The 24,863-nt window shown below is 52.1% G+C and carries 21 protein-coding genes; 8 read left to right on the top strand and 13 right to left on the bottom strand.

Annotated features, from left to right (window positions below; translation table 11 throughout):
* Positions 1-50: 50 nt before the first annotated feature.
* On the bottom strand, positions 51-1,949 hold the full coding sequence (locus HV334_RS07485) for a methyl-accepting chemotaxis protein (protein WP_181221364.1): 1,899 nt from the start codon (positions 1,947-1,949) through the stop codon (positions 51-53).
* 374 nt (positions 1,950-2,323) lie between these two features.
* Between HV334_RS07485 and HV334_RS07480 the strand changes: the two genes are divergently transcribed.
* Positions 2,324-2,863 carry a DUF2058 domain-containing protein gene (locus HV334_RS07480; RefSeq protein ID WP_016157066.1) on the top strand — a complete coding sequence of 180 codons (540 nt, stop codon included), beginning with the start codon at positions 2,324-2,326 and terminating at the stop codon, positions 2,861-2,863.
* Positions 2,864-2,967: 104 nt separating this feature from the next.
* On the opposite strand, the gene pgtA is transcribed toward HV334_RS07480, so the two are convergent.
* From pgtA to pgtC, 3 genes are read right to left on the bottom strand one after another with little or no spacing between them, the layout of a single operon-like run.
* On the bottom strand, positions 2,968-4,215 hold the full coding sequence (pgtA, locus tag HV334_RS07475) for a two-component system response regulator PgtA (RefSeq protein WP_137351906.1): 1,248 nt from the start codon (positions 4,213-4,215) through the stop codon (positions 2,968-2,970).
* The gene (gene pgtB / locus HV334_RS07470) at positions 4,205-6,199 is read right to left on the bottom strand and encodes a two-component system sensor histidine kinase PgtB (RefSeq protein ID WP_170973721.1); all 1,995 of its coding nucleotides are present in this window, start codon (positions 6,197-6,199) and stop codon (positions 4,205-4,207) included. The genes pgtA and pgtB overlap by 11 nt, the downstream gene beginning before the upstream one ends.
* An 11-nt stretch (positions 6,200-6,210) precedes the next feature.
* Positions 6,211-7,410, bottom strand: coding sequence for a phosphoglycerate transport regulator PgtC (gene pgtC, locus HV334_RS07465; protein WP_019077323.1), 1,200 nt, complete (start codon positions 7,408-7,410; stop codon positions 6,211-6,213).
* 415 nt (positions 7,411-7,825) lie between these two features.
* Here pgtC and pgtP point away from each other — a divergent pair, with 415 nt between their 5' ends.
* The gene (pgtP, locus tag HV334_RS07460; RefSeq protein WP_016153890.1) at positions 7,826-9,217 is read left to right on the top strand and encodes a phosphoglycerate transporter PgtP; all 1,392 of its coding nucleotides are present in this window, start codon (positions 7,826-7,828) and stop codon (positions 9,215-9,217) included.
* Positions 9,218-9,300: 83 nt separating this feature from the next.
* Here pgtP and HV334_RS07455 read toward each other — a convergent pair whose 3' ends face one another.
* On the bottom strand, positions 9,301-9,543 hold the full coding sequence (locus tag HV334_RS07455) for a DUF2545 family protein (protein WP_016153891.1): 243 nt from the start codon (positions 9,541-9,543) through the stop codon (positions 9,301-9,303).
* 442 nt (positions 9,544-9,985) lie between these two features.
* On the opposite strand from HV334_RS07455, the gene lpxP reads away from it, so the two are divergent.
* A complete protein-coding gene (gene lpxP / locus HV334_RS07450; protein ID WP_016157070.1) occupies positions 9,986-10,906 on the top strand; it encodes a kdo(2)-lipid IV(A) palmitoleoyltransferase in 921 nt (306 codons plus the stop codon).
* 41 nt (positions 10,907-10,947) lie between these two features.
* On the opposite strand, the gene HV334_RS07445 is transcribed toward lpxP, so the two are convergent.
* Positions 10,948-11,562: a lysozyme inhibitor LprI family protein gene (locus HV334_RS07445; RefSeq protein WP_181221363.1), complete on the bottom strand. Its 615-nt coding sequence runs from the start codon at positions 11,560-11,562 to the stop codon at positions 10,948-10,950.
* A 343-nt stretch (positions 11,563-11,905) separates the two neighbouring features.
* Between HV334_RS07445 and ypdK the strand changes: the two genes are divergently transcribed.
* Positions 11,906-11,977, top strand: coding sequence for a membrane protein YpdK (gene ypdK, locus HV334_RS07440; RefSeq protein ID WP_010723117.1), 72 nt, complete (start codon positions 11,906-11,908; stop codon positions 11,975-11,977).
* A 66-nt stretch (positions 11,978-12,043) separates the two neighbouring features.
* Here the strand turns inward: ypdK and alaC are convergent, their stop codons facing one another.
* Complete coding sequence (gene alaC / locus HV334_RS07435) at positions 12,044-13,282, bottom strand: alanine transaminase (RefSeq protein ID WP_016153894.1); 1,239 nt, start codon at positions 13,280-13,282, stop codon at positions 12,044-12,046.
* Between the two features lie 387 nt (positions 13,283-13,669).
* Between alaC and HV334_RS07430 the strand changes: the two genes are divergently transcribed.
* The 4 genes from HV334_RS07430 (at position 13,670) to HV334_RS07415 (ending at position 17,283) form a co-directional block, all read left to right on the top strand.
* A complete protein-coding gene (locus HV334_RS07430) occupies positions 13,670-15,367 on the top strand; it encodes a sensor histidine kinase (RefSeq protein WP_029139619.1) in 1,698 nt (565 codons plus the stop codon).
* Positions 15,368-15,381: 14 nt separating this feature from the next.
* The gene (gene ypdB / locus HV334_RS07425; protein WP_181221362.1) at positions 15,382-16,116 is read left to right on the top strand and encodes a two-component system response regulator YpdB; all 735 of its coding nucleotides are present in this window, start codon (positions 15,382-15,384) and stop codon (positions 16,114-16,116) included.
* A gap of 15 nt (positions 16,117-16,131) precedes the next feature.
* Entirely contained in the window at positions 16,132-16,995 is an 864-nt protein-coding gene (locus HV334_RS07420) for an AraC family transcriptional regulator (RefSeq protein WP_049268945.1), read from the top strand.
* A 99-nt stretch (positions 16,996-17,094) separates the two neighbouring features.
* Positions 17,095-17,283: a hypothetical protein gene (locus tag HV334_RS07415; RefSeq protein WP_032931709.1), complete on the top strand. Its 189-nt coding sequence runs from the start codon at positions 17,095-17,097 to the stop codon at positions 17,281-17,283.
* A 77-nt stretch (positions 17,284-17,360) separates the two neighbouring features.
* Here HV334_RS07415 and ptsP read toward each other — a convergent pair whose 3' ends face one another.
* The 6 genes from ptsP to glk form a co-directional block, all read right to left on the bottom strand.
* Complete coding sequence (gene ptsP / locus HV334_RS07410) at positions 17,361-19,856, bottom strand: phosphoenolpyruvate--protein phosphotransferase (protein WP_181221361.1); 2,496 nt, start codon at positions 19,854-19,856, stop codon at positions 17,361-17,363.
* Positions 19,857-19,879: 23 nt separating this feature from the next.
* Positions 19,880-20,920: an aminopeptidase gene (gene ypdE, locus HV334_RS07405; RefSeq protein WP_181221360.1), complete on the bottom strand. Its 1,041-nt coding sequence runs from the start codon at positions 20,918-20,920 to the stop codon at positions 19,880-19,882.
* Positions 20,920-22,005: an aminopeptidase gene (ypdF, locus tag HV334_RS07400; RefSeq protein WP_153690167.1), complete on the bottom strand. Its 1,086-nt coding sequence runs from the start codon at positions 22,003-22,005 to the stop codon at positions 20,920-20,922. The genes ypdE and ypdF overlap by 1 nt, the downstream gene beginning before the upstream one ends.
* A 17-nt stretch (positions 22,006-22,022) precedes the next feature.
* Positions 22,023-23,270 carry a PTS fructose transporter subunit IIC gene (locus HV334_RS07395; protein ID WP_019077334.1) on the bottom strand — a complete coding sequence of 416 codons (1,248 nt, stop codon included), beginning with the start codon at positions 23,268-23,270 and terminating at the stop codon, positions 22,023-22,025.
* 20 nt (positions 23,271-23,290) lie between these two features.
* Positions 23,291-23,617 carry a fructose PTS transporter subunit IIB gene (locus HV334_RS07390; RefSeq protein ID WP_003028254.1) on the bottom strand — a complete coding sequence of 109 codons (327 nt, stop codon included), beginning with the start codon at positions 23,615-23,617 and terminating at the stop codon, positions 23,291-23,293.
* A 221-nt stretch (positions 23,618-23,838) separates the two neighbouring features.
* Complete coding sequence (gene glk, locus HV334_RS07385; RefSeq protein WP_016153902.1) at positions 23,839-24,804, bottom strand: glucokinase; 966 nt, start codon at positions 24,802-24,804, stop codon at positions 23,839-23,841.
* Positions 24,805-24,863: the final 59 nt, after the last annotated feature.

The following is a 24,863-nucleotide window of genomic DNA, read 5'->3' as shown; positions in this document are numbered from 1 at the left end:
GGGGATGAACCGACCCGGTATGTTGTCCGGGTCGGTTAAACGGCGTCAGGTCAGACAACAAAACGATTGACCAGATCCTTCATGGTGACAGACAGATTGTCCAGGCGCTGGCTGTCGCTCGCGGCCTGAGAAACCAACGCCGCGTTTTGCTGCGTGACCTGCTCCATAGGTCGCAGTGCCAGGTTAATCTGAGTTACCCCTTGCGATTGTTCCGTCGCTACACGAGCGATATCCGCAATATATTGCTTCATGCTGGTGGTATTGTCCGCCGCGGCTTCTAGCGCGGTAGCGGACGCCGTAACCCGCTCAACACCCTCACTAATTTTTACCATATTCTGCGCGACCAGCTCGCGGATCTGATTAGCTTCTTTGGCACAACGCTGCGAAAGATTTCGCACTTCACTGGCGACAACCGCAAACCCCCTGCCCATCTCTCCTGCCCGTGCAGCTTCCACTGCCGCATTCAGCGCCAGCAAGTTAGTCTGAAACGAAATATCGTCAATCGAGGTCACAATATTCGAGATTTTCTCACTGGAAGAGCGAATATCCCCCATGCTCTGATTTGCCGCACTGGCGACGTTACTGGCCTGCCGGACCTCTTTTTCCAGCCTGATTGTCAGTTGCTCCGCTTCGCGGGCATTGTCTGCCGTTTGCGTAATCGTCGTGGAGAGCTGTTCCATACTGGCCACCGCTTGTACTATTGATGCTGCCTGTTCATCCGTGCGTTGGGCCAGGTCCTGATTACCCGCCGTAATACTGCTGCTGGCATCGGATAAAACCACGGAGCCTTGTTTAATCTCCTGGACGATATGCTGAATACTTTCCAGCATCGTGTTATAGGCGCGATTAAGTGAGGAAAGCTCATCTTTCCCCGGGGTCGCCAGTCGTTGAGTCAGATCGCCGTTCATACCCGCAATCTTGCGGAGCGTGTCACTAAATTGACGATGCATATTGATAGCGATTGCCCCTGCGAATGCCAATGATGCCAGGAGCGCTAACAAGCTGACAATCATATATCTTTGCCAGTTTTTTCGTGCATCCTGCTCGAGTTTTTCCGCATTCGCTAACAGAAGATTCGCCGTCACATCTTCTATCTGCCGCATCACTTCAATACGCTGGGTTTGAACCTTGAACCAGACAGTAGGATCGACATCAAATCCACCGTTCGCGGCATGACTAAACGCGGTTTCGCGAAATGAGAGGGCTTTTGACGCTTCTGTGGACTGTAAGCGGCTTTCCAGCATGGCCGCCTGTTCCGGTGGGCTCAGACGCAACGATTGTGCCAGCCAGACGTTCTGTTTACTGACGACATCACTGAGTTGATGTAACTGCCCCTCGGCGAAATGACCGGAGGAAAAGATATTTGACAGCAGCGCGCGTTCAATACCTGCTTGTTCTTTCAAATTCAGCAAGTTGTAGTAGGCGGCGAATGCGTTCGCCATCTCGCCTGAATCCGTCAACTGCCCCAACCTGCCAACAAAACTCAGCACATCAGCAATGACATTAGTATAAAACTTAACGACATCTGAGGCCGGAAGCCCCAATCGCGTGACGTTTTCCCGGATGGTGGCAAGCGACAGAATGTTTTTCTTGAACGTGGTGACAGAATTGGCGGCATCCCCTTCTGGCAATGCAGTATCGGACAGTGAACGCACAAAGACCTCGATCTCGCGATCGGTTAAAGCCCGCTGTGCGGTTAACTCATCTTTGAACGTCTTCCCTTCAGCCCCCAGAAATCCGACGCTCATTCCCCGTTCTTTTTGCAGCTCATGCACCACATTTCCGGCACTACGCGCGAGCGCTGTCAGTTGAGCAATATTTTCCATCTGCCGTTCTGTCTCAATGCGCGTCAATATTCCTGAACCAGCAAACCAACATAACGCCAATAATAGTGGTTGTAGCGCGATTATTAACTTCATTTTCATCGGCATTCGATAAACCCACCACATGCCACTTCCCTCCATTGTCCATATTTTCATTATGGTTATCGGCGCAATGAGGCTGCACTTTAAATTTGATCAAGAGACAACTGATTGTTTTTTAGATTAAATACCTGCCAAAATAACTCTATTTGATTATGACAATCAGGATAAATCACTGGAATATTTATATTTATGATATCTATTCTCAAGTTAGTTAAATCATTTAGCATATTATTTCTTATTAAAAAACGGGTTAACTATCAACACGATTCGGAAAGGGAGTAAGACACAGAACGGTGACGCCTACTGGAGATAACCGTCGTGGCACGGCCATTTTCTGGCATCCCGCCGAACGTTAAGGTTATAATCCTGACAACGATTTTATTGGATTAGAAGCGACGATGACAAAACTTACCCTACAAGAACAGATGCTTAAGGCAGGTCTGGTCAGCAGCAAAAAAGTGGCCAAAGTGCAAAGAACGGCGAAGAAATCGCGCGTTCAGGCTCGCGAAGCCAGAGAAGCGGTTGAAGAGAATAAAAAAGCGCAAATTGAGCGCGACAAGCAGCTCAGCGAACAGCAGAAACAGGCCGCGCTGTCTAAAGAATATAAAGCCCAGATCAAGCAACTGATTGAAATGAATAAAATCACCATTACCCGTGGCGATATTGGTTACAACTTTACAGATAATAACCTGATCAAAAAAGTCTATGTTGATAAGGTGACTCAGTCTCAGCTGATCAAGGGCCGTCTGGCCATTGCCCGACTGACGGCTGAAAGCGGCAACGATAGCGAATACGCCATTATCCCGGCTGTCGTCGCCGACAAGATTGCGCAGCGCGATGCAAGTTATATTGTTTTAAATTGCGAGCTGAGCCAGGAAGCGAAGGACGAAGACGATCCGTATGCTGATTTTGTCATCCCTGATGATTTGATGTGGTAAGAAAAACAACCAGATAATCACCCGGACTTCCGTTGCCTATTTCGGTGAACGCCAACGCCGCCACCGAAATACTCTCGACGTCCCTTCTCCCCCAATTCTGGCGACTAAAACTTATAGTGTTCTTTGCTCAGCCCGTATTTTCTCATGCGTAAATACAATTTTTTACGCGGGATTTGTAAATACTCCGCCACTTCATTAATGCGCCCCTGATGAATATTTAGCGCTTCAGTAATGATCTGTCGCTCGTACTCTTCAACCCGCCGATCGAGCGGTGTTGGTTCAGGCAGATGCAGCTGCGGATTCGCGGTTTCAGCCAGCGGGAGTAGCCCAACGGCAAAAAGCTCGGCGGCATTCGCCAGTTCTCGAACATTACTTAACCACACGCGACGCCGCATGCCTTTCAGTAACTCCCCTTCAACCTCGGGAACGGGATGGTTCAGGCGCAGACAGGCTTTCTGCAGGTAATGACGAAACAGCGGCTCAATATCATCCGGACGCTGTGACAGCGGCTGACAACCGATTTGCGTCATCGCAAAACAGTAGTAGAGTTCGGCCACAATCTGGTTGGTTGCCGCCAGTTCCACTAACGATGTGTCACCAATGCCTATCAGACGAAACGGACGCCGCTCCTGGCTTTGCAGATGCACCAGATGGTGCTGCTGTTCACGTGTCAGGCACTCAATATGGCTCAGGACCAGCGTTCCTCCTTGCGCCTGTGCAATAAGGTCATTGAGTAGTCCCGCGTTCCCGGGCGTTAGTTCACCGCGGATAAACGGCCCATCAGCGCTCCGCCCAAGCTGATGCAAATACCGGGCTCCGGTCATACGTCCCGTTCCCGGCTCGCCATAAAACCAGACGGCAATATCCGTTTCCGCCAGGTGTTGCAGACGTTGACGATACTGATTGACCCAGTCACTGTAGCCGAGCAGTTCAACCTGAAGCTTTTGCTGGCAATAATGGCGACGGGCAATCACGGATTTTCTCTGACGCAGCGCATCTTCTACCAGCGACAGCAGTTTGCCGGGGTCGACCGGTTTTTGCAGAAAGTCCCATGCGCCTTTCTTTACTGCCTCCACCGCCATCGGGACATCGCCATGCCCGGTGATAAGCAGGATTGGCAACTGATTATCATCCTGATGAAACAACGTCATCAGGTCTATTCCATTGCAGCCAGGCATACACACATCGCTCAGAACAATCCCCGGCCAGTCGGCCTGCAGCCAGTTTCGGGCATCAAAAGGGTTATTGCATGCGTAGACACGGTACCCCTCTTGTTCAAGCAACAGAGTGTAAGCGTCGAGAACATCGGCATCATCATCAATCAGCAGAACAGAATAGTCATCACACAACATCGTTTACATCCGTCAGATTAAATTGCAGAACGACGCAGGCATTACGCCCCGGTGTCGACGCCAGGCGCAGCTCGCCGTTCATTTGCCCCATTAACGATACACAAATCGATAAGCCAATACCGAGCCCCACATCCTTACTGGTGGTAAACGGCTTTAATAGTGATGGCAATAACGCCTCAGGCCAGCCGGGGCCGTTATCGCAGACAAAGACGCACAATCGGCTGCCCTCAGCCTGCCAGTGAACCTCTATTTGCGCGCCAGTCGGACTGGCATCCAGCGCATTTGCCAGTACGTTTACCAGCACCTGCTGAATACGCACTTCATCACCTGTCACCCATACACTCTGGGCTGGAAGCGTCAGCGTACCCTGCTGTGGCTTATGCCGCATGGCCAACAGTTCCCAGGCGGCGCTGAATGTTTGTCGCAGATCGACCGGATGCAAAGGCGCGCCCGGCTCAGCCCGACGTGCAAACTGACGCAGCGAACGGATAATGGCATCAATACGGGTAATCAGCCCCTCCGCTTTGGTTAACGTACTTCTGGCCTGAGCGGATTGTCCTTGTTCAATTGCCCTTCCCGCCGTAAACAGGTACATCGACAGCGCATTCAGCGGTTGGTTAATCTCGTGCGCCAGCGTGGTCATGGTCTGTCCAACCACTGCCAGTTTTGCCGTCTGGATCAGTTCATCCTGCGTTGCCCGGAGATCGGACTCTATCTCCTTGCGCTCTGTCACTTCCTGCTCCAGCTGATTTTTTTGCGCACTCAACTGGCCCAGAGTATGGCGCAGCAATCCTGCGATGCGCCCGAGCTCATCGCGCCCATAAACCGGGATGGTGGCATCCGTTCTGCCAAGACCAATTTGCACCACGGCCTGGTTGAGAGCGGTAAAACGCTTCACCAGACGCGAACGAATAAAGTAATGGTTGAGCCCCCAGGCGAGAAGTAGCGCCAGCAGCGTCGCCAGCAGAATAAGTCCACCGCTGACGCGAACAATTTGTTCCAGTCGCTGGTTAAACATCTGCATTTGCTGATGGCTACTCCCCAACTGCGCCTCAAGCAGTGTTCGAAAGCGCCCGAGCGTTGCCTCTCTGGCATGGTTAGCATCAACGAGCGCTTTTTGCGCGGCGACATAATCGCGCATGGTATCGGGCATTTTATTTTTCATCATCCCGATTTCCAGTAACTCATCAATGGTTTGCCGCAGGGTGATAGTACTGGGCCAGTCATCGAGGGTACGGATATTTTCATCCGCCGTTTTCTTCAGGTTCTCCAGATAGCGGATATGATTCTCCACCAGCATCCCGTCGTCACTACCCGACTTCAGTTCATTGAGCCTGTCGCGTAAATCATCCACGATCTGATTTTCAATTCTTGCCAGGGTGTAGACCTGCTGCTGCTCGTTTTGTACCTCTCTGGCACGTTTGAGATACTGCGCTGCATCGCCGTTTTTGGCCTCAATTTGATCCAGCAACGTCCCCTGCTGCCAGGTAAAATCCTGCACCAGCGAATTCAGCTCGGTAGTAAAATCATCATGTAGCCAGTCGATGCGCGCGGAGAGTTCACTCACCTTTTCGCGCACGAGGAACATGTTGTAGAGCACCCGGTCCAGCTCCGCCATCAGCGCCCGACTGTCTTGCAAAATCACCGCCAACTGCTGTTGTTCTGCCGATTGTAATCCCCGGCTCAGCACCTCAATTTTGTCCAGATGAGAAATAATTTGATTGCGCAGTTGCAGCCTCACCGTGGTGTTGGGGGCCAACAGGAATTCATTAAGCTGATCCACAACCAGGTTGAGATTTCCTTCTATCAAAAAAGCGGAATGTACGCGCGGGAAGTAATCATCAAGTGAATAGCGTATCTGCGAGCTCTGCTCATGCCAGGAGTACAAACTGACGCAGCTTACGCTCAACGTCAGTAATGCGCCCGTCAGAAACGCTCCCCGCAGGCTGCTGCTGATGCTGAGCTGGCGCAGGCGTTGCAGTATCGAACCACCTTTCATTTTAACTCTTCCAGTTTGGATATCGCCTGACGCTGATTTTTAAGAAACCAGAGCTGCCACTCCATCATCTGCTGTTCGGCTACGCTTTTATTCTCAAATTGCGCAAGCCAGGCCTCATCCTCACTACTTCTGGCATCTATCGGGACGCTGGTCAGTAATGCTCTGATTTCGGGTAGCGGGCGTTTCAGGCGCGCTTCCGCACTGTATAGCGCCCGCCAGGCATCTTTCAGCTGCGCGAGTCGAAAACTGATGGCGGTATCAAACATCCGCTGCACCAACTGTTGCCGCTTAAGGATCAGCCGATAATTAAGCGCGGGCTGGCTCATCAAAATAGCCTGCTGAGCGGCGCGTGGGTTATCAGGCGCGAGCTGCGTGACCGGATATTTCCCCGTGTTCGCATCCGCAAGGATCCGCTGTCCTTCCGGGCTTAACAGATAGCGGATAAAGCGACGCGCTTCGTTGGGGTGCTGGCTATTCTTGAGTACGGCAACATAGGTGGGTGACACCGCCGAGCGAGGGAAATAGGTAAAAGTAAGGTGCGGATCGTTAAGCAACAGGTTGGCATAGTTATCAATAACCGGCCCCGCCACACCCAGACCGCTCTTAATTTTGTCGGCCACGCCAAAACTGCGTGATGAAATCGTTACCAGATTACCGGCGCTGGCCAACAACGTCGCCCAGCCCTCTTCCCACCCTTTCTGTTGCAGCAGCGACTCAACCATCAGGTGGTTGGTATCGGAACGCGACGGGCTACTCATCAACAGCGCGTTCTGATATTTAGGCTGCGTTAAATCCCCCCAGTCGGCAGGCGGCGGAAGATGCCGCGCCGCCAGCGCAGAACGATTAATCAACAGGCCAAACCCTGATATCGCCACAGCCACGGAGGTCGAGCGAATCGAGTCTGGCACCAGCCGCTGGCTTTCAGGCAGCGCATTATCGAAAGGTGCCAGCTTCTGGTGCTCCTGAAGATGCTGCAACAGCATGGGTGATGAGGTCAAAATCAGATCGACGTTTTCCGCATTCGCAGTATCCAGCAACTGTTCCAGCGAACCGCTGGTCCGGTTTAACGTGCGAATCATCACTGACCCTGGCTCCGTCTGCCAGCGCTGGATAATCCAGGCCGTGGCCCCTGGGGAAAAGGTGGTCGCCATCACCAGCTCTTTACCCAGGACCTGGCAGCTCGCCGACAGCGACATAAAACAGAGCAAGAATGCCCAAAAACGCCCCCGGCCCAACAGTCTGTTTGTGATCCCGTTCATAAATACCAACATGTACAAAAAATAATATTGAGACAAAACTTACCCGTTTATCACCGCTGGGGGGAAGAATAAGGTTATTCGTAGAATACCCAAACGGAAAGTGACGACATCAGTAAAGAATACCCGAAAATGCAGCCTGAATTTGTTAATATCCGCACACGCCGATGATAAAAATTCCCGTGAAAGAATAGAATTGAAAATCCATTATTAAAAAAGAGTCAAAATCTGCTACGCCGCCCGAAAATTGAGTCAATAGTGACACATTTCATCAACTTGAGTTTCTTCGCCGTCTATTTCACTCTTCACTGCGAAAAATCCTGATATTCACATCAATAAAAAATTAGGTGATGATATGTTATCAATATTTAAGGCAGGACCAGCGGCGAATAAAGTCCCGGCGGAGAAAGTCCAGGCAACTTATGGCCGATACCGCATTCAGGCATTACTCAGCGTATTTCTTGGCTATCTTGCGTACTATATTGTGCGCAATAACTTCACGCTCTCGACTCCATACCTGAAGGAGCATCTGGATCTCAGCGCTACGCAGATTGGTTTACTCAGCAGCTGCATGCTTATTGCCTATGGGATCAGTAAGGGCATTATGAGCAGTCTGGCAGACAAGGCCAGCCCGAAAGTCTTCATGGCATGCGGCCTGATCCTGTGCGCTATCGTCAACGTAGGTCTGGGGTTCAGTACCGGATTCTGGATATTTGCCGCGCTGGTCGTTTTCAACGGTCTGTTTCAGGGGATGGGCGTTGGCCCTTCATTTATTACCATCGCTAACTGGTTTCCACGTAAAGAACGTGGACGCGTTGGCGCATTCTGGAATATCTCACACAACGTTGGCGGTGGTATTGTCGCCCCGATTGTTGGCGCCGCGTTTGCCATTTTGGGGAGCGAACACTGGCAAAGCGCCAGCTATATTGTTCCGGCCTGTGTTGCCGTACTGTTTGCTTTTATTGTGCTGATGCTGGGGAAAGGTTCACCACGCCAGGAGGGTTTACCGGCTCTGGAACAAATGATGCCGGAAGAAAAAGTCGTATTAAATTCCCGACACGCTGTCCAGGCGCCAGAAAATATGAGTGCCTTCCAGATCTTCTGCACCTATGTATTGCGTAATAAGAATGCCTGGTATGTTTCACTGGTAGACGTCTTTGTCTATATGGTGCGTTTTGGTATGATTAGCTGGCTGCCAATTTATTTATTAACCGAAAAACATTTCTCGAAAGAGCAAATGAGCATAGCTTTTCTGTTTTTCGAATGGGCGGCAATTCCTTCCACATTACTGGCGGGTTGGCTCACCGATAAACTGTTTAAAGGCCGTCGCATGCCGCTGGCCATGATCTGTATGGCGCTGATTTTCGTCTGCCTGATCGGTTACTGGAAAAGTGAATCGCTGCTGATGGTCACTATTTTTGCCGCCATCGTGGGTTGCCTGATTTATGTTCCGCAGTTCCTGGCCTCCGTTCAGACCATGGAAATCGTCCCCAGCTTCGCAGTAGGTTCTGCGGTAGGGTTACGCGGATTCATGAGCTACATTTTTGGCGCATCGCTGGGAACCAGCCTGTTTGGCGTGATGGTCGATAAAATGGGATGGCATGGCGGCTTCTATCTGTTGATGGGCGGGATTGTCTGCTGCATCCTGTTCTGCTACCTCTCCCATCGCGGCGCGCTGGAACTCGAACAACAACGGAAAAACGCTCAGCAAGAGGAAGCGTCACTCCAGTTGGCTGATGCCCGGTAACCGATTTGAGTCTCGCAAAAAGTGCCAGCGATGCTGGCACTTCAATACATTCAGATAAAGAATAAATAGCTCAACGTGATAATTTATTGCTTACCGTAACCCACCATAAAGCGGATGATCAATCCGCATGCTGGGGCAAGAAAAAGGAATAATCCGGTAACCATCTCGTTACCATTGGTCAACTGCATAGTAAAAACGTAAATTAATGCCGTGAGTATGGCCATGCCGATAAAAGCACTTATTGACGCCGCAGCCCCCATAACCTGCCAGATATAGCAACTGACGCTCAGAATGCTCAACGCGAGAAAGATCCAAAAATAGAACATAGCGATACCTCCTGTTTGCCGTAAAAATTTACGTAAGTCCTTACACTCCCTTGAGTTTATATTCTAAGACAATTCCCAATGGTTCGCAATTTAAGCAACATTTTCGTTACAAAAATCACTCAATCGCTGACTACTAATTTATTCGACAGCCGTTTATTTAATCGTCATAAAAACAACACATTATATATCGACTCATTTTTGACCTTAATCGCCGTAAAAACATTTACGCATCTTGAGTAATTATTTCTGGCTGACATTAATATTCGGGTGTACATTGAGCGTCCGATCATTCATGCCCCTTCCTGGTTTTGTCCTGACTCAGTTTTACACTCTTTACAGGAACCAATGTCGTTCATGGCGGCCTAACGATCAGTACAGACTGTAAAGCGGCAGACTAAAGAATCTTCGCGATACACCTATTTCGTATCAACAACAGGTGCTTATGTTCCCCCAATGTAAATTTTCACGCGCGTTTTTGCATCCGCGCTACTGGCTCACATGGTTTGGCGTCGGTGTGCTCTGGTTACTGGTACAGCTTCCCTATCCGGTATTGTGTTTTCTTGGTACCCGTACAGGCACGCTGGCTCGTCCATTTTTAAAGCGCCGTGAATCTATTGCTCATAAAAATCTCGAACTCTGTTTCCCAAATCTGTCGCAAGAAGAAAGAGACAAACTGGTCGATGAGAACTTCCGTTCACTCGGCATGGCCCTGCTTGAAACGGGTATGGCCTGGTTCTGGCCGGATCGCCGGGTACGCAAATGGTTTGATGTAGAAGGGCTGGACAACCTGAAACGCGCACAGATGCAAAACCGTGGCGTGATGGTGGTAGGCGTACACTTTATGTCACTCGAGTTGGGTGGTCGCGTAATGGGACTTTGCCAACCGATGATGGCAACCTATCGCCCGCACAATAATAAGTTGATGGAGTGGATCCAAACCCGCGGTCGTATGCGCTCCAACAAGGCCATGATCGGCAGAAATAATCTGCGCGGTATTGTCGGCGCCCTGAAAAAAGGGGAAGCGGTATGGTTTGCCCCCGATCAGGACTACGGTCGTAAAGGGAGTTCATTCGCCCCCTTCTTCGCAGTCAAAAACGTCGCAACCACCAACGGTACTTACGTGCTGTCACGCTTATCGGGCGCAGCGATGCTGACCGTAACCATGGTGAGAAAAGCAGATAACTCCGGTTACCGCCTGTTCATCACGCCAGAAATGGAAGGTTATCCAACAGATGAAAGCCAGGCAGCGGCGTATATGAACAAAATTATCGAAAAAGAGATCATGCGCGCACCCGAGCAGTATCTCTGGATCCACCGTCGCTTCAAAACTCGCCCGATGGGTGAAGCCTCGTTGTACATCTAAAAAGAAAGGCCGAAAGGCCTTTCTTTTTTTCTGCGCCTGAATTACTTCACGCCCCACTTGTTCTGTAATTCAGCCATTCGCTCATTGTAGTTACGGGCTATACACGCTGGCTTATCCTGCTCTTTCCAGCATTCGTTACGCCCTTTCACCCAGCCGCGTTGCTCTGCTTTGAGCGTCGGGTTATTATTCGATTTAACCAGCGCCTGCTTGTAGGCCCCGTTCAATGCCAAATCCATGGCTGAGAGCGAAGGACTTTGACAGATAACCTCCTCGATACTGCCCTTTGCTACCGCAGAACAGGAAAAAGAAGGCCCGTTGCTGGTCGATTTCTTTGCCCCTGAAAAGTCGATATTGTCTTCAGGCAGGCAAATCCCGTGCTTACGATTAGGCCCGGTCCAGGAAACGTCCGGATTCCCGTCATCTTTACGGGAGATAGACACGGTATTATTACCGCTTTTTGCTTCCCAGTAATTTTCATTGAAGGCCTTTACCGTCGCCTTAGTGCCATCAATCCAGATATTGCCTTTACCATCACTATTCACACCACCAATACTTGCGCAGCTGAAATTGAATGCCATCGGCGAGGCCGCCATCGACGTCACTGGCGTAAGAACGAGTGCTAACATCATTAATCTGGTCATTTTTAACCTTTTCATAATCTCATTCCGCGAAAAATTAACCGCATTAACATCATGGAGATATGAGAATTCTCCGAGTAAACATTCCGTCGCTCAATAGCAATTTATTACCGATAGAAATTAAACTGTCGCCGAATCACGACACTTGTAAGTTATTAAAATTAAATAAAAAAATGCCTCTTGTCTCACCTCATTTTTAGGCGTACATTAGCGCCGTCTGGAGCATAAAAGCTCAGAATTCTGAGGTGATGCAGACAAGCAAACGAAGGGAATTCTCCATTTCGTTTACGCGTGCATCAGCTCTCTGTCAGGTTAGCATATGTTCATTTAGACGTACCTCAGGTACGCGGAGAGATGAAAAGTGAAATATTTCTTTATGGGCATTTCTTTTATGGTCATCGTTTGGGCCGGTACTTTCGCCCTGATGATCTAAATTAAAAGACGCAGCAAAAAAAACAGGAGCCTGATGGTTCCTGTTTGCTTTTGGGAAAACGTGTTGTTAGTCGGTACTTTCAGTGGCCGATTTTGCACTGGCAGGCAGTAAGCCATCGGCGCGGAACATTGCTTTGATGCCACGGATCGCCTGGCGGGTACGGTCGCGGTTTTCAATTAACGCAAAGCGCACGTGCGTATCACCATAATCACCAAAACCAATCCCCGGCGAAACGCATACCTTCGCCTCGTTCAGCAGTTTCTTGGCAAATTCAAGTGAGCCCATCGCGGCGTATTGCTCTGGGATTTTCGCCCAAACGTACATCGAGGCCTTGGGCATCTCGACCATCCACCCGGCTTCATGCAGCCCCTTAACCAGCACATCTCGACGACGTTTATATTGCTCAGCAATATCCCGCACGCACTGCTGATCGCCTTCCAGCGCGGCGATTGCTGCAACCTGCAACGGAGTAAAGGTTCCGTAATCGTGATAGCTCTTAATTCGAGCCAGCGCGTTCACCAGCGTTTTGTTACCTACCATAAAACCGATACGCCAGCCCGCCATGTTGTAGCTTTTCGATAGGGTGAAAAACTCCACCGCGACATCACGAGCGCCCGGTACCTCCATAATCGACGGCGCTTTCCAGCCATCGTAGACGATATCGGCATAGGCCAGGTCATGAACCACCAGCACGTCATAGCGTTTAGCCAGGGCCACAACTTTTTCGAAGAACTCCAGCTCGACGCACTGCGCAGTCGGGTTGGAAGGAAAACCTAAGATCATCATCTTCGGTTTCGGGTAGCTTTCGCGAATCGCGCGCTCCAGCTCATTAAAGAAATCGACGCCTTCGACCAGCGGCACTGAGCGTACCTGCGCGCCGGCAATCACCGCCCCATAAATATGGATCGGATAGCTCGGGTTCGGTACGAGGACCGTATCGCCGTGATCCAGCGTGGCCAGCATCAGGTGCGCCAATCCTTCTTTCGAGCCAATCGTCACAATCGCTTCGGATTCCGGATCGATCTCAACGTCATAGCGTTCCTGGTACCAACGGGAAATCGCCCGACGCAGACGCGGAATGCCGCGCGAGGTGGAGTAACCGTGCGTATCCGGGCGCTGCGCCACGGTACAGAGTTTTTCGACAATGTGAGGAGGCGTGGCCCCATCCGGGTTCCCCATACTGAAATCGATAATATCTTCGCCGCGCCGACGCGCAGCCATCTTCAGTTCAGCAGTAATGTTAAAAACGTAAGGGGGAAGGCGATCAATACGCGTAAAGCGACGTTCAGGGCGGGAGTCAGCCATAATATCCTCAGATTAACGTTAGCGCCCGGACCGTCCGAGCGACGCTGCCACGATGGTGGCACGTTTAGAAAATAGCCTGAATAATTTCCTTCTGTCGAGAGGCAAAACAAAATATTTTTTATTGAGATAAAAGAGGAATAGCCAGAAAAAATGAGGAAATAAAATTTTTCACACTCCGCTTAAAATTACCACCATTTAACATTTTATTGTTAAACATATTACTTTACGCGCTCCGTTGACAGGACAGGCATTGTAAATACAACAATCATGCAACAATCCCCTTTTAATACTAAGGTTTTTCCCCATTAGCCACAGGCTGCGGGTGTGCTGGTCATCCAGCCTCAGGTTACCTATCATAGAGGTTTACCCCTTGCGCAAGAGTCACCCGTGCACGAAATATTCAATATGCTGCTGGCGGTATTCGACCGGGCAGCGCTGATGCTGTTCTGTCTGTTTTTCCTGATTCGTATCCGCCTGTTTCGCGAACTGTTGCACAAGTCAGCCCACTCCCCGAAAGAGCTGCTCGCCGTTACCGCGATTTTCTCAATGTTTGCCCTGTTCAGTACCTGGTCCGGCGTACCGGTAGAAGGCTCACTGGTTAACGTACGTATTATCGCCGTCATGTCAGGGGGAATTCTGTTCGGTCCCTGGGTCGGTATCATTACAGGCCTGATCGCGGGCACCCACCGCTACCTGATCGACATCGGCGGCGTAACCGCCCTGCCCTGCTTTATCACCAGCATTCTGGCAGGCTGCATTGCCGGCTGGATCAACCGTAGGATCCCCAAAGCGCAGCACTGGCGTGCGGGTATTTTAGGCGGAATGCTGTGCGAATCTCTGACCATGATCCTCGTCGTCGCCTGGGCGCCCACCACCGAACTGGGGCTGGATATCGTCTCGAAAATCGGCATCCCAATGATTCTGGGTAGTGTCTGCATTGGTTTTATCGTCATGCTGGTGCAAAGCGTGGAAGGCGAGAAAGAAGCCAGCGCCGCGAAGCAGGCTAAGCTGGCTCTGGATATCGCCAACAAAACTCTGCCGCTTTTTCGCCAGGTCAATAGCGAATCGCTTCGCCAGGTGTGCGAAATTATTCGCCATGATATCCATGCTGATGCCGTCGCTATTACCAACACCCAGCACGTGCTGGCCTACGTTGGCGTGGGTGAGCTTAACTACCGCGATAATGATGATTTCGTCAGTCCGACTACGCAACAGGCGATCAATTACGGAAAAATCATCATTAAAAACAATGATGAAGCGCACCGTACGCCGGAAATACACTCCATGCTGGTGATTCCGCTTTGGGAGAAAGGTGTTGTCACCGGTACGCTAAAAATCTACTACTGTCACGCCCACCAGATAACCTCCTCGCTGCAGGAAATGGCCATCGGCCTGTCGCAAATTATCTCGACTCAGCTGGAAGTCTCCCGGGCGGAGCAGCTACGCGAAATGGCAAATAAGGCAGAGCTGCGTGCGCTACAAAGTAAAATAAATCCCCATTTCCTGTTTAACGCCCTGAACGCAATTTCATCGTCGGTGCGGCTGAATCCAGACACTGCGCGCCAGCTGATTTTTAATTTATCGCGCTATCTTCGCTATAATATTGAATTAAAAGACGATGAGCAGATCGACATCAAAAAAGAGCTGTATCAAATCAAGGATTACATCGCCATCGAACAGGCCCGTTTTGGCGACAAGCTGACGGTTATTTATGATATCGATGAAGAGGTAAGCTGTTATATTCCCAGCCTGCTGATTCAGCCGCTGGTAGAGAACGCTATCGTCCATGGGATTCAACCCTGCAAAGGAAAAGGGGTGGTCACCATCAGCGTTGCGGAGTGCGGTAATCGGGTACGGATTGCCGTGCGGGATACGGGCCACGGCATCGATCCAAAAGTGATTGAACGGGTCGAATCCAATGAAATGCCGGGCAATAAAATTGGTCTGTTGAATGTGCATCATCGCGTTAAGCTGCTCTACGGCGAGGGCCTCCATATCCGCCGTCTGGAGCCAGGCACTGAGATTGCCTTTTATGTGCCTAATCAGCACTCGCCCGCAGCCGCACCGGCCACATTGTTGCTTTAACCAGGAGTGAAGTCGTGAAAGTCATCATTGTTGAAGATGAATTCCTGGCCCAACAGGAACTTAGCTGGCTGATAAAAGAGCACAGCCAGATGGAGATTGTCGGCACATTTGACGACGGTCTGGACGTGCTGAAATATCTCCAGCACAACCGCGTTGACGCCATTTTTCTGGATATCAATATTCCCTCGCTGGATGGCGTCCTGTTGGCGCAAAACATCAGCCAGTTCGCGCACAAGCCCTTTATTATCTTTATTACCGCGTGGAAAGAGCACGCTGTTGAAGCCTTTGAACTGGAGGCTTTTGACTACATCCTGAAGCCGTATCAGGAATCACGCATCGTCGGCATGCTGCAAAAGCTGGAAGCAGCCTGGCAGCAACAGCAAACGGGAACCTCGCCTGCCAGTCCGGTGACCCGCGAAAACGATACGATCAATCTGATCAAAGATGAGCGGATCATCGTGACCCCGATCAACGACATCTACTACGCAGAAGCCCATGAAAAGATGACGTTTGTCTACACCCGGCGCGAATCGTACGTGATGCCGATGAACATCACTGAATTTTGCAGCAAATTGCCTGCTTCGCATTTCTTCCGCTGCCACCGCTCGTTCTGTGTGAATCTGAATAAAATCCGCGAGATCGAACCCTGGTTTAACAACACCTACATTTTGCGCTTAAAAGATCTGGAATTTGAAATCCCGGTGAGTCGGAGTAAAGTGAAAGAGTTCAGGCAGTTAATGCACTTATAGCGCAGAGAAAGAGCGATGAAAGAGCCAGGCCTCCCCGCAGACCAACAGTTTTTCGCCGATCTGTTCAGCGGCCTGGTATTGAACCCGCAGCGTCTTGGCCGCGTGTGGTTCGCGACCCAGCCCACCACGTTTCCGTCCGGCAGTTTGTGTATTGACCTTCCGCGCCTCGATATCGTGCTGCGTGGCGAATACAGTAATCAACTGGAAAAACAGCAGCATAGCCTGCCAGAAGGCGACATGCTGTTTATCCCGGCGAAGGCAGCGAATTTGCCCGGCAGCGATAAACCCGTGATGCTACTGAGTCTGGTGTTTTCTCCGGCCTGGCTGGGGCTCTCTTTTTACGATAATCGAACGGCATCGCTGTTACGTCCGATCCGCCGTATTGAGTTACCACATCCGCAGCGCGGCGAAGGCGAGGCGATGCTCACCGCATTAACCCATTTAAGCCGCTCTCCTCAGGCCCAGGATATTATTCAGCCGCTGGTGCTTAGCCTGCTGCATCTGTGTCGTAGCGTGGTGAATACCCGCCCTGACACAGAGCGTCCGCGCGCTGAATTTCTCTATCATAGTATGTGTAACTGGGTGCAGGATAACTATGCCCAACCGCTGACCCGGGAAAGCGTAGCGCAGTTTTTTAATATCACGCCCAACCACCTGTCAAAAGTGTTTGCCCAGCACGGCACCATGGGGTTCGTCGAGTACCTGCGGTGGGTCAGAATGGCGAAGGCGCGCATCATCTTACAGAAATACCATCTGTCGATTAGCGAAGTCGCACAGCGGTGCGGGTATCAGGACAGTAATTATTTCTGCCGCCTGTTCCGGCGTCAGTTTGGCCTGACGCCGGGAGAGTACAGCGTACGTTTTCAGTCAGCACGTTAAGTGAGACAACACCAACAGGTTAGTAATATCCGTTTGCATCGTTGTAAAATAACGGCATGTAGCTCCCCCTGCAGGCTTACTCAATAAAGTGAATATGCGATGAAAAACAGACGTGCACTCTCCCTGATGTGTTTTCAGATGCTGGAATCAGGTGCGGATCGTCAGACCGTGAAAAGAGCCCTTACCTCCCGCCGTGTTAAAGCTCGCCAGGCGGTGGTTCTGCTCTGTAAGCAAGAAATGACGCTCTTAAGAGCCGGGAAACTGCCGGTGCCAAACGCGCCGCATTGATGATGTCGCTTTCCGGTCGCGTTCATCCAGCCTGCAACCAGATCGTCGCAGGCTGGAGAGCGCTCTTTCAGTGAAGCTTAAAACGTCAGTTCCGCCTCCAGCAACGCGAGAATACTGTCGGCATTTTCAGCGGCAAACAACGACTGGCGGAACGGCTTGTTCACCAACTTACGCGCCAGCTGCGAGAAGACCTTCACGTGGTTAATGCCTTCATCAGCCCCCAGCGTCAGCATGATAACCAGTTCCACTTCGCCCATCTCTGACTGCCAGTCAACGGGATGAGCAAGCCGGGCAATACTGATGCTGGAATGGCGGATCCACTGGGACTTAGTGTGCGGAATAGCCACACCAAAACCGACAGCAGTGGTGACTATCTCTTCGCGCTGCCAGATATCTTCCTCCAGCTCAAACGGATGTTCAGTTCGCCCATTAACACCCAGATTGCCGCACAGAAACTGAATCACCTGCTCTTTGTTACTCAGAGATTCACCAACAAAGATGTTCTCCCGCGCCAGCAGCGGACGCACGTCTTTCTGCGGTGCAAACTGGTTGAGCAGATCTTCTATCTCTTGAGCGCTACGGCACTCACAGGCCCGTATGGCGAGTTCACGGCATGCCTGGCCCTCCAGTTGACGAAGCTGACTTTTCACCGCCGGAATACGTGGACTGCTCATGCTCAGCTCGTCGAGTCCTAAGCCCAGTAGCAGCGGTAAATAGCGTCCTTCGCCCCCCAGTTCGCCGCAAATGCCCACCCATTTACCGCGTTCGTGCGCCACGCGGACAATCTGCTGCAACATTCGCAGGAACGACGGCGTAATCGGGTTGTACAACGGCGAAACGCGCGGGTTATTACGATCGACGGCGTACAGGTACTGGGTCATGTCGTTTGAACCAATACTGAAGAAATCCACCTCATCGCAGAAATGGTCGATGATGTAACACACCGACGGCACTTCAACCATAATCCCCAATGAAATTGTCGGAGCATGGCGTAAACCGTCGGCTTTCAGTGCCACCAGCGCTTTTTGCAGTTCGCTTTTTACCCACAAAATCTGGTCAAGGCTGTGCACCATTGGGATCATCAGCTGCGCATTGCCGAAGGTTGCCGCACGTAAGATGGCGCGCAGCTGCGTGCGAAACAGTCCGGCAAACTCTGGATAAATTCGCACCGCGCGGTAGCCCAGGAAAGGATTCTCTTCCTGCGGAATATTGAGGTAACGGATATTTTTATCCCCCCCAATATCCATGGTGCGAAAGATAACCGGCTTGTCGCCCGCGGCCAATAAGACCTGCTGGTAGGCTTCAAACTGTTCCTGCTCGTCGGGAGCGCTGTCGCGGTCCATAAACAGCATTTCAGTACGAAACAGCCCAATCCCTTCCGCGCCATTGGCAAACGCCCCCGGCGCTTCCAGCGCGGTACCGATATTCGCTGCAACGTCAATACGCTGATTATCTTTGGTCAGCGCGGGCTGAGCGGCATCCAGCGCCTGCCGCCGCTGGCATTCATCGGCCAGCTTCTGCGCAATCGCGTAATAACCGCGAACTGCATCGTCTGGATTGATGGCCAGTACCCCACAGCGGGCATCCAGTACCGCATGCTGGCCTGCATAGCGGCTAATGGCCTCCAGCGGCAAGCCGCTAAGCACCGGAATAGCCGACGCGCGAGCAAGGATCAGGGTGTGCGATGTGCGCCCTGTTTTCTCCAGGATCATGCCTGACAGATGCTGCAAATTGAGGCTTAAAAACTGGCTGGGCGTCAAATCCTCAGCGACCAGAATCGTCGGCTTATTCAGCACCAGCGCATTGCGCGGACGTCTTTCAGGCCAGGTGATGTGCAGCAGCTGTTCGCTGATATCACGGATATCGCTAACGCGCTCGCGCAGGTAATCGCTACCGGAGGCCGACAGCTTGTCGCACACCTGCTCCATATTGGCGATAATCGCCGCCCCTAACCCCAGATGCTGCTCCCGCATTAAGCGACGAATATTCCCGGCAAACTCGTCGTCCTGAATCAGAGACAGATGGGCGCTGAGGATGGTTTTACTCTCACCCTCACGCTCGCGCAGTTGCTGATTGAGCTGTTCGGCAAGCGTCGCCAGACTATGCTCCAGCCGGGTATTGTCTTCCGCACTCGGCGCAATCGCGCGATAGCTTTCCAGATTATCGCTCTGCCAAAGCGTGAGCGAACCTGCCCCTACGCCTCCTGCCAGCACGGTGCCATAAAGAAGGTCTGGGTTGAGGCGAATCAGCGAACGTGGCAACGGATGTGCCGCCAGTTCCGCTGGCGTCGGCTGAACGCTGTCGCTGTCAATAAACCGGTGCAGGAGGTACTCCTCCAGCGCTCGTCGGGCCTGTTCTTCATCGCGACCGGTGATGGTTAAGCTACAACTGTCATTAAACAGCGTCCCGGTGCCAATCAGCGCCAGCGAACTTTTCGCATCTGCCCTGGCGTTCTGGCGATGGTTAAGAAATATCACCTCACTTTGCCACTGGCTGCACTGCTCTTTCAGCTCCCACGCCGGACGCGCATGCAGGCCATTGGGTAGCGGGCAAAGAAATTGAATCGTTAGCATAACAACTCCTGTTTAGCGCGAAATCAGCACCTGAAATCCGTCAGATGAACCACGGTTTCGCACGTAAGATGTGAAAGAAGAGCCGACAACAACTGCTGCGTCTGGATGATGTCACGGCAGTCGGCAATCGACGCCGCGCAGTGTCCATGCCGCGTAGCTGGCCCCATGACAACCGTGGGGATCCCCGTGCCGCTTACGTGCACCGCCCCGCCGTCAGTGCCGCCGTTACTGAACATGTCAAGCTGCAGGGTAATGCCCGCATCGGTGGCCACGCTTTCAACCCACGCCGTCAGCTTTGGCGAGGCAATCAGCGATTTATCGCTTAACACCAGCATCGGGCCATTACCAATCTGCCGATGGTTGGCCGCACCATGATCAAAGTTTTTGGCCCAGCAGGCGGTATCCAGCACGATCGCCACATCCGGGGCGACCGCACGTGCTGCTGTTTGTCCTCCGCGCAGTCCCACTTCTTCACTGGAACTGGCCACCAGCCAGACCTCACATGGGAGAATGGCGTTATGCCATTCGCGCAGCAGCGCCACCAGCAAATAACATCCAAGTCGATCATCAAAGGCTTTGCCCATGACTCGCTGGTGCGGCAAAACCTGAAACGTCGTGTCAAAGGTGACGCGATCGCCAGGGCGTACGCCGGCCTGAAGTACCTCTTCATAAGACCGCGCGCCAATGTCCACCTGCAGCGCACTGACGTCATTACCGCTGCGCACTCCGTCGAGCAGACCGGGAATTTTGCTCTCTTCACGGGTAGTGATCCGCACCGGCTGCAATTGCCTGGCCGCCATACGCACATTTCCCACCGGTAATACGTCGATCGCTCCTTCGCTGGAAATACTGCGCACGATAAATCCCACTTCATCCATATGCGCGCAGATCATTACCTTCGGACCGGTTGATTCATTCAGACGGATCAGCACCGATCCCAGGCCGTCAAAGCGCACCTCTTTATGCAGACGATCCGCCTCTTCAAGCAGGATCTGCCGCACTTCCTGTTCTGAAGAGGCGATCGCGTCCGCCTCACTCAGCGCCTTCAGTAGCGATAAGTCCATTACGCTTCTCCCGTGTGTAACAAAGTCTTCGCCATGGTGTAGAGCACCTCGCCGCCGTCTGGCGTAACCAGCACCACGTCCTCAATACGCACGCCTCCCTGCCCCGGCAGATAAATACCCGGCTCAACGGTGAGCAGCATGCCAGCCGCCAGAAGCGTCGCGTCGGTGGGGGAAAAACGGGGATTTTCATGCACCTCAATGCCGATAGCGTGTCCGGTATTGTGACCAAACTCATCACCATAGCCCGCCTGCGTAATGACCTGCCTGGCTGCGGCGTCAACCTCATGGCAACGCCGACCTGGTCGAATTGCCGCCACCGCCGCGCGCTGCGCCGCCAGAACAATCTGATACACGGAAAACAGCGGGCTTTCTTGCGCTGGCTGGTTTGCGTCTGGGATGCGAAAGGTTCTCGTCATATCCGAACAATAGCCCTGATACTGCGCGCCAAAATCCAGCGTGATGAACTCACCCGCCTCGACACGCTTGTCGCTGGCTTTACCGTGCGGCAGCGCACCGCGCCAGCCGCTGGCGACAATGGTGTCAAAAGAGGGTTTGTCTGCACCGAGCGTGCGCATGTACCACTCCAGTTCAGCGGCGATTTCGCGCTCACTGAGGCCAGGTTGAATAAAGCGGCGAATATGTTCAGCACTAAGGTCAGCTATCCGGCAGGCTTCGCGAATGCAGGCTATCTCCTGCGCCGTTTTTACCTGCCGGAGCACATCCGGCACGGCACTCACTAGTCGGGCACGCAGTTTGCCCGACCATCCATTCACCGTATTCCAGCTTACCTGCTCGCCTTCAAATCCCACCGTCTGCAGCTTTTCGTCAGCAATAATGTGATTCACCCGTGAATACAGCGTCTGCGCGCCATCAAGTAGATGGATCTGATAGCCCTGAGTACGCGTAGCAACATCGGTGTAGTAACGGGCGTCGACCAGAATATGCGCGCTTTGATGGCTGATAAACACAAACCCTGAACCGCTGGAGATCCCCATATGCGGCTGTTTATTCTGCCGCGATGACAGCAGCATCGCATCGAGATGTTGCGCCGTTAGCCAGTCACGCAGCGAGGCAAGTAAGCTCATGGTCACAATCCTTCTAATCAGAGGCTTTCAATCAGCAATTTGCCTTTGCGGTACATCATGTTGCGCAGGAACACCACCATCAGCGCCGTAATCACCGCACCTAACAGGATCCCCGCCATATAGACGCCGAGGTTAGTGACCAGCGGCCATGCCCAGATGGCCGATTCCGGGAACCACTGCACCGCCCCCAGCCAGACGGCAGCCGTCGATCCGACAATAGCGCCAACCATATAGGATGGAATTGCCGTGATGGGGCTTTCCAGTGCAAACGGGATCGCCCCTTCGCTGATGCCCATAAACGCGAGGAACATTGCCGTTTTCCCTTGCGGGTAGAGCTGTGCGTTGAACAGGCGTTTGCCAGTTAAGCGCCGGTCGAGAAGCGTAGCCAACCCGAGGCCAATTGGAGGAATCACGATGGCAATAGAGCGTGCGGTTACCGGCAGAACGTGATCGGTAGTAAAGCTAAAGGCGACAAATCCTGCGGCTTTATTAATCGGACCGCCGAGGTCAATCGCCGTTGCCGCAGAAATCCCCATCGCGTACATCAGCGTGCCTTTCTCTCCAGCCGCCGTCAGCAGAGAACGAATTCCGCCGTTGATCCACCCGCCAAACGGCGTTATCACGTAATACATCGCCAACATGACGAAGATCGCGGAAAGAATGGGCAGTAAAAAGGTGGTTTTGAATGCCAGCAGGAAATCAGGCAACTGGATTTTTTGGTTCATCCACTTCACCAGATACCCGGCGACAATCGAGATAATCAGCGCGCCAATAAAGGTTGACGGGACGGGGGCACTGGTTGCCCATTGCAGCGTCGCTGGGTCAAAATTCAGTATCTGCGTGGGCTGAGTGGACATCAGTCCACCAATGAACCCCGCCGGAAACGCCAGCTTACCGCCGATAGAGTTGGCGACAAACGCGGCAAACATCGGAATAGCAAAACCAAACAGCACGCCGCCAAAAGATTGCGACAGCCAGGCAAACTTCAGTAATGAGAGATTAAAACCGCTGAATTTTCCGCTGTTCAGCGCATCCATGATGCCGGTGTCAGCAGGAATATCGAGCCAGCTATAGGCGATCAGTTGCGAGAAGGCGAGAATTACCCCGCCCATAATTAACGTCGGTACCATGCGCGAAATACCCGACATCACATGCTGCGGAAGTTCGCCCCAGAAGCTATTGCGGGAGGCCGGTGGATTTTTTATTGCCGCTGCCGCACCAGATGCGCCAGGCACAACGGTTGCACTGCGTTTTTTAATGGCCATACGTAATTCCCTGTCGATAATTATTGTTGTTCAGCGGCAACCATCTCTTCGATCTCTTTGATGATGCCGGCTGCATTTTTTATCGCGTCCTGTAACGTAATTTCGTAGACGTCACGCGACTCAAAACGCTCGTTATCTTCCGGAGTAACGGCAACAGAATGGATGATCAACGTTGCCTCTGCGATATCCTGCGCCGTCAGGCGATTTTGAATTCCGTCCGCACCCTGGGTTTCAATTTTCACTTCATAACCCGCTTCAACCGCGGCTTCTTCCAGCGCCTGAGCCGCCATAAAGGTATGGGCCAGCCCCATTGGGCACGCGCAAACGGCAATCAGTTTTTTGCTCATAATCATTTCCTCGTAATAGTTAACGAGTGAAATTATGGTCCGGGGAAAGTAACGACCGTTATCAGACAAATAATGCTTTTACTGGACAAATAATCCCGCCATTCGGAAATGTGACGAAGGTCGGAAAGGCGGGCGGCAGGCATAAAAAAACCGCGTAATAAACGCGGTTTTGCGGGATATATGTAAGCCGGATAAGCGCTGTGCACCGTCCGGCGTTGGTCTTACAAAATATGGCCCAGCGTCTGGCGCAGATGCGCACCGGAACCAAGCAGGCCCGGGTTATCATGCACGATCAGATATACCGGAATATCCTGTACGTAGGCTTTAAAACGCCCCTTATCTTCAAAACCACCACGGAAACCCGAAGCTTTAAAGAAGTCGAGGAAGCGCGGTACGATGCCGCCAGCGATGTACACACCGCCAAACGTGCCCAGCGTTAACGCCAGATCGCCGCCAAAACGCCCCATGATGACGCAGAACAGCGACAGCGCGCGACGACAGTCGATACAGGAATCAGCCAGCGCACGCCCGGTGATATCCTTCGGCTGCAGATTTTCCGGCAGGCGCCCGTCTGATTTGACGATGGCGCGATACAGATTAACCAGCCCCGGACCTGACAGTACGCGCTCTGCGGAAACGTGACCAATTTCCGCACGCAGGACCTCAAGGATAATCCCTTCTTCTTCGCTGTTAGGCGCAAAATCCACGTGACCGCCTTCACCAGGCAAGCTCACCCAGCGTTTATCTACATGCACCAAATGCGCCACGCCGAGTCCGGTACCTGCGCCATAGACAGCAATCGGTTTGCCTTCAACAGGTTCCGCACCGCCAAACTGGATCAAATGCTCTTTCTTCAGCATCGGGATCGCCATCGACACGGCGGTGAAATCATTGATGATTTCCAGATGGCTGAAGCCCAGATTTTTTTTCATCTCAGCAATAGAGAATGCCCAGGTATGGTTGGTCATTGCCACCCAGTCACCGGTGATCGGACAGGCAATGGCAATACAACCATCCTCGACGCTGACGCTATGCTCATCCAGGTATACGCGTACTACCGCCTCGAGGCTTGGGTAATCCAGCCCGGAATAGGTTTTTGCCTGCGAAATCTCGCCGCTGGCAATGTCGCACAGAGCAAGACGCGCGTTGGTGCCGCCAACATCACCTACTAAAGCATATTTTGTCATTCTTCCACTGCTCCGCTAAAGTCAGAATAAATCTTTGCCACACTGTAAATTCATGGGGG

It is taken from the genome of Citrobacter sp. RHBSTW-00944 (assembly GCF_013615435.1).
Taxonomy (GTDB): domain Bacteria; phylum Pseudomonadota; class Gammaproteobacteria; order Enterobacterales; family Enterobacteriaceae; genus Citrobacter; species Citrobacter braakii.
The sequence above is the reverse complement of the archived record's forward strand: the minus strand, read 5'-3'. Positions and strand labels throughout refer to the sequence as shown.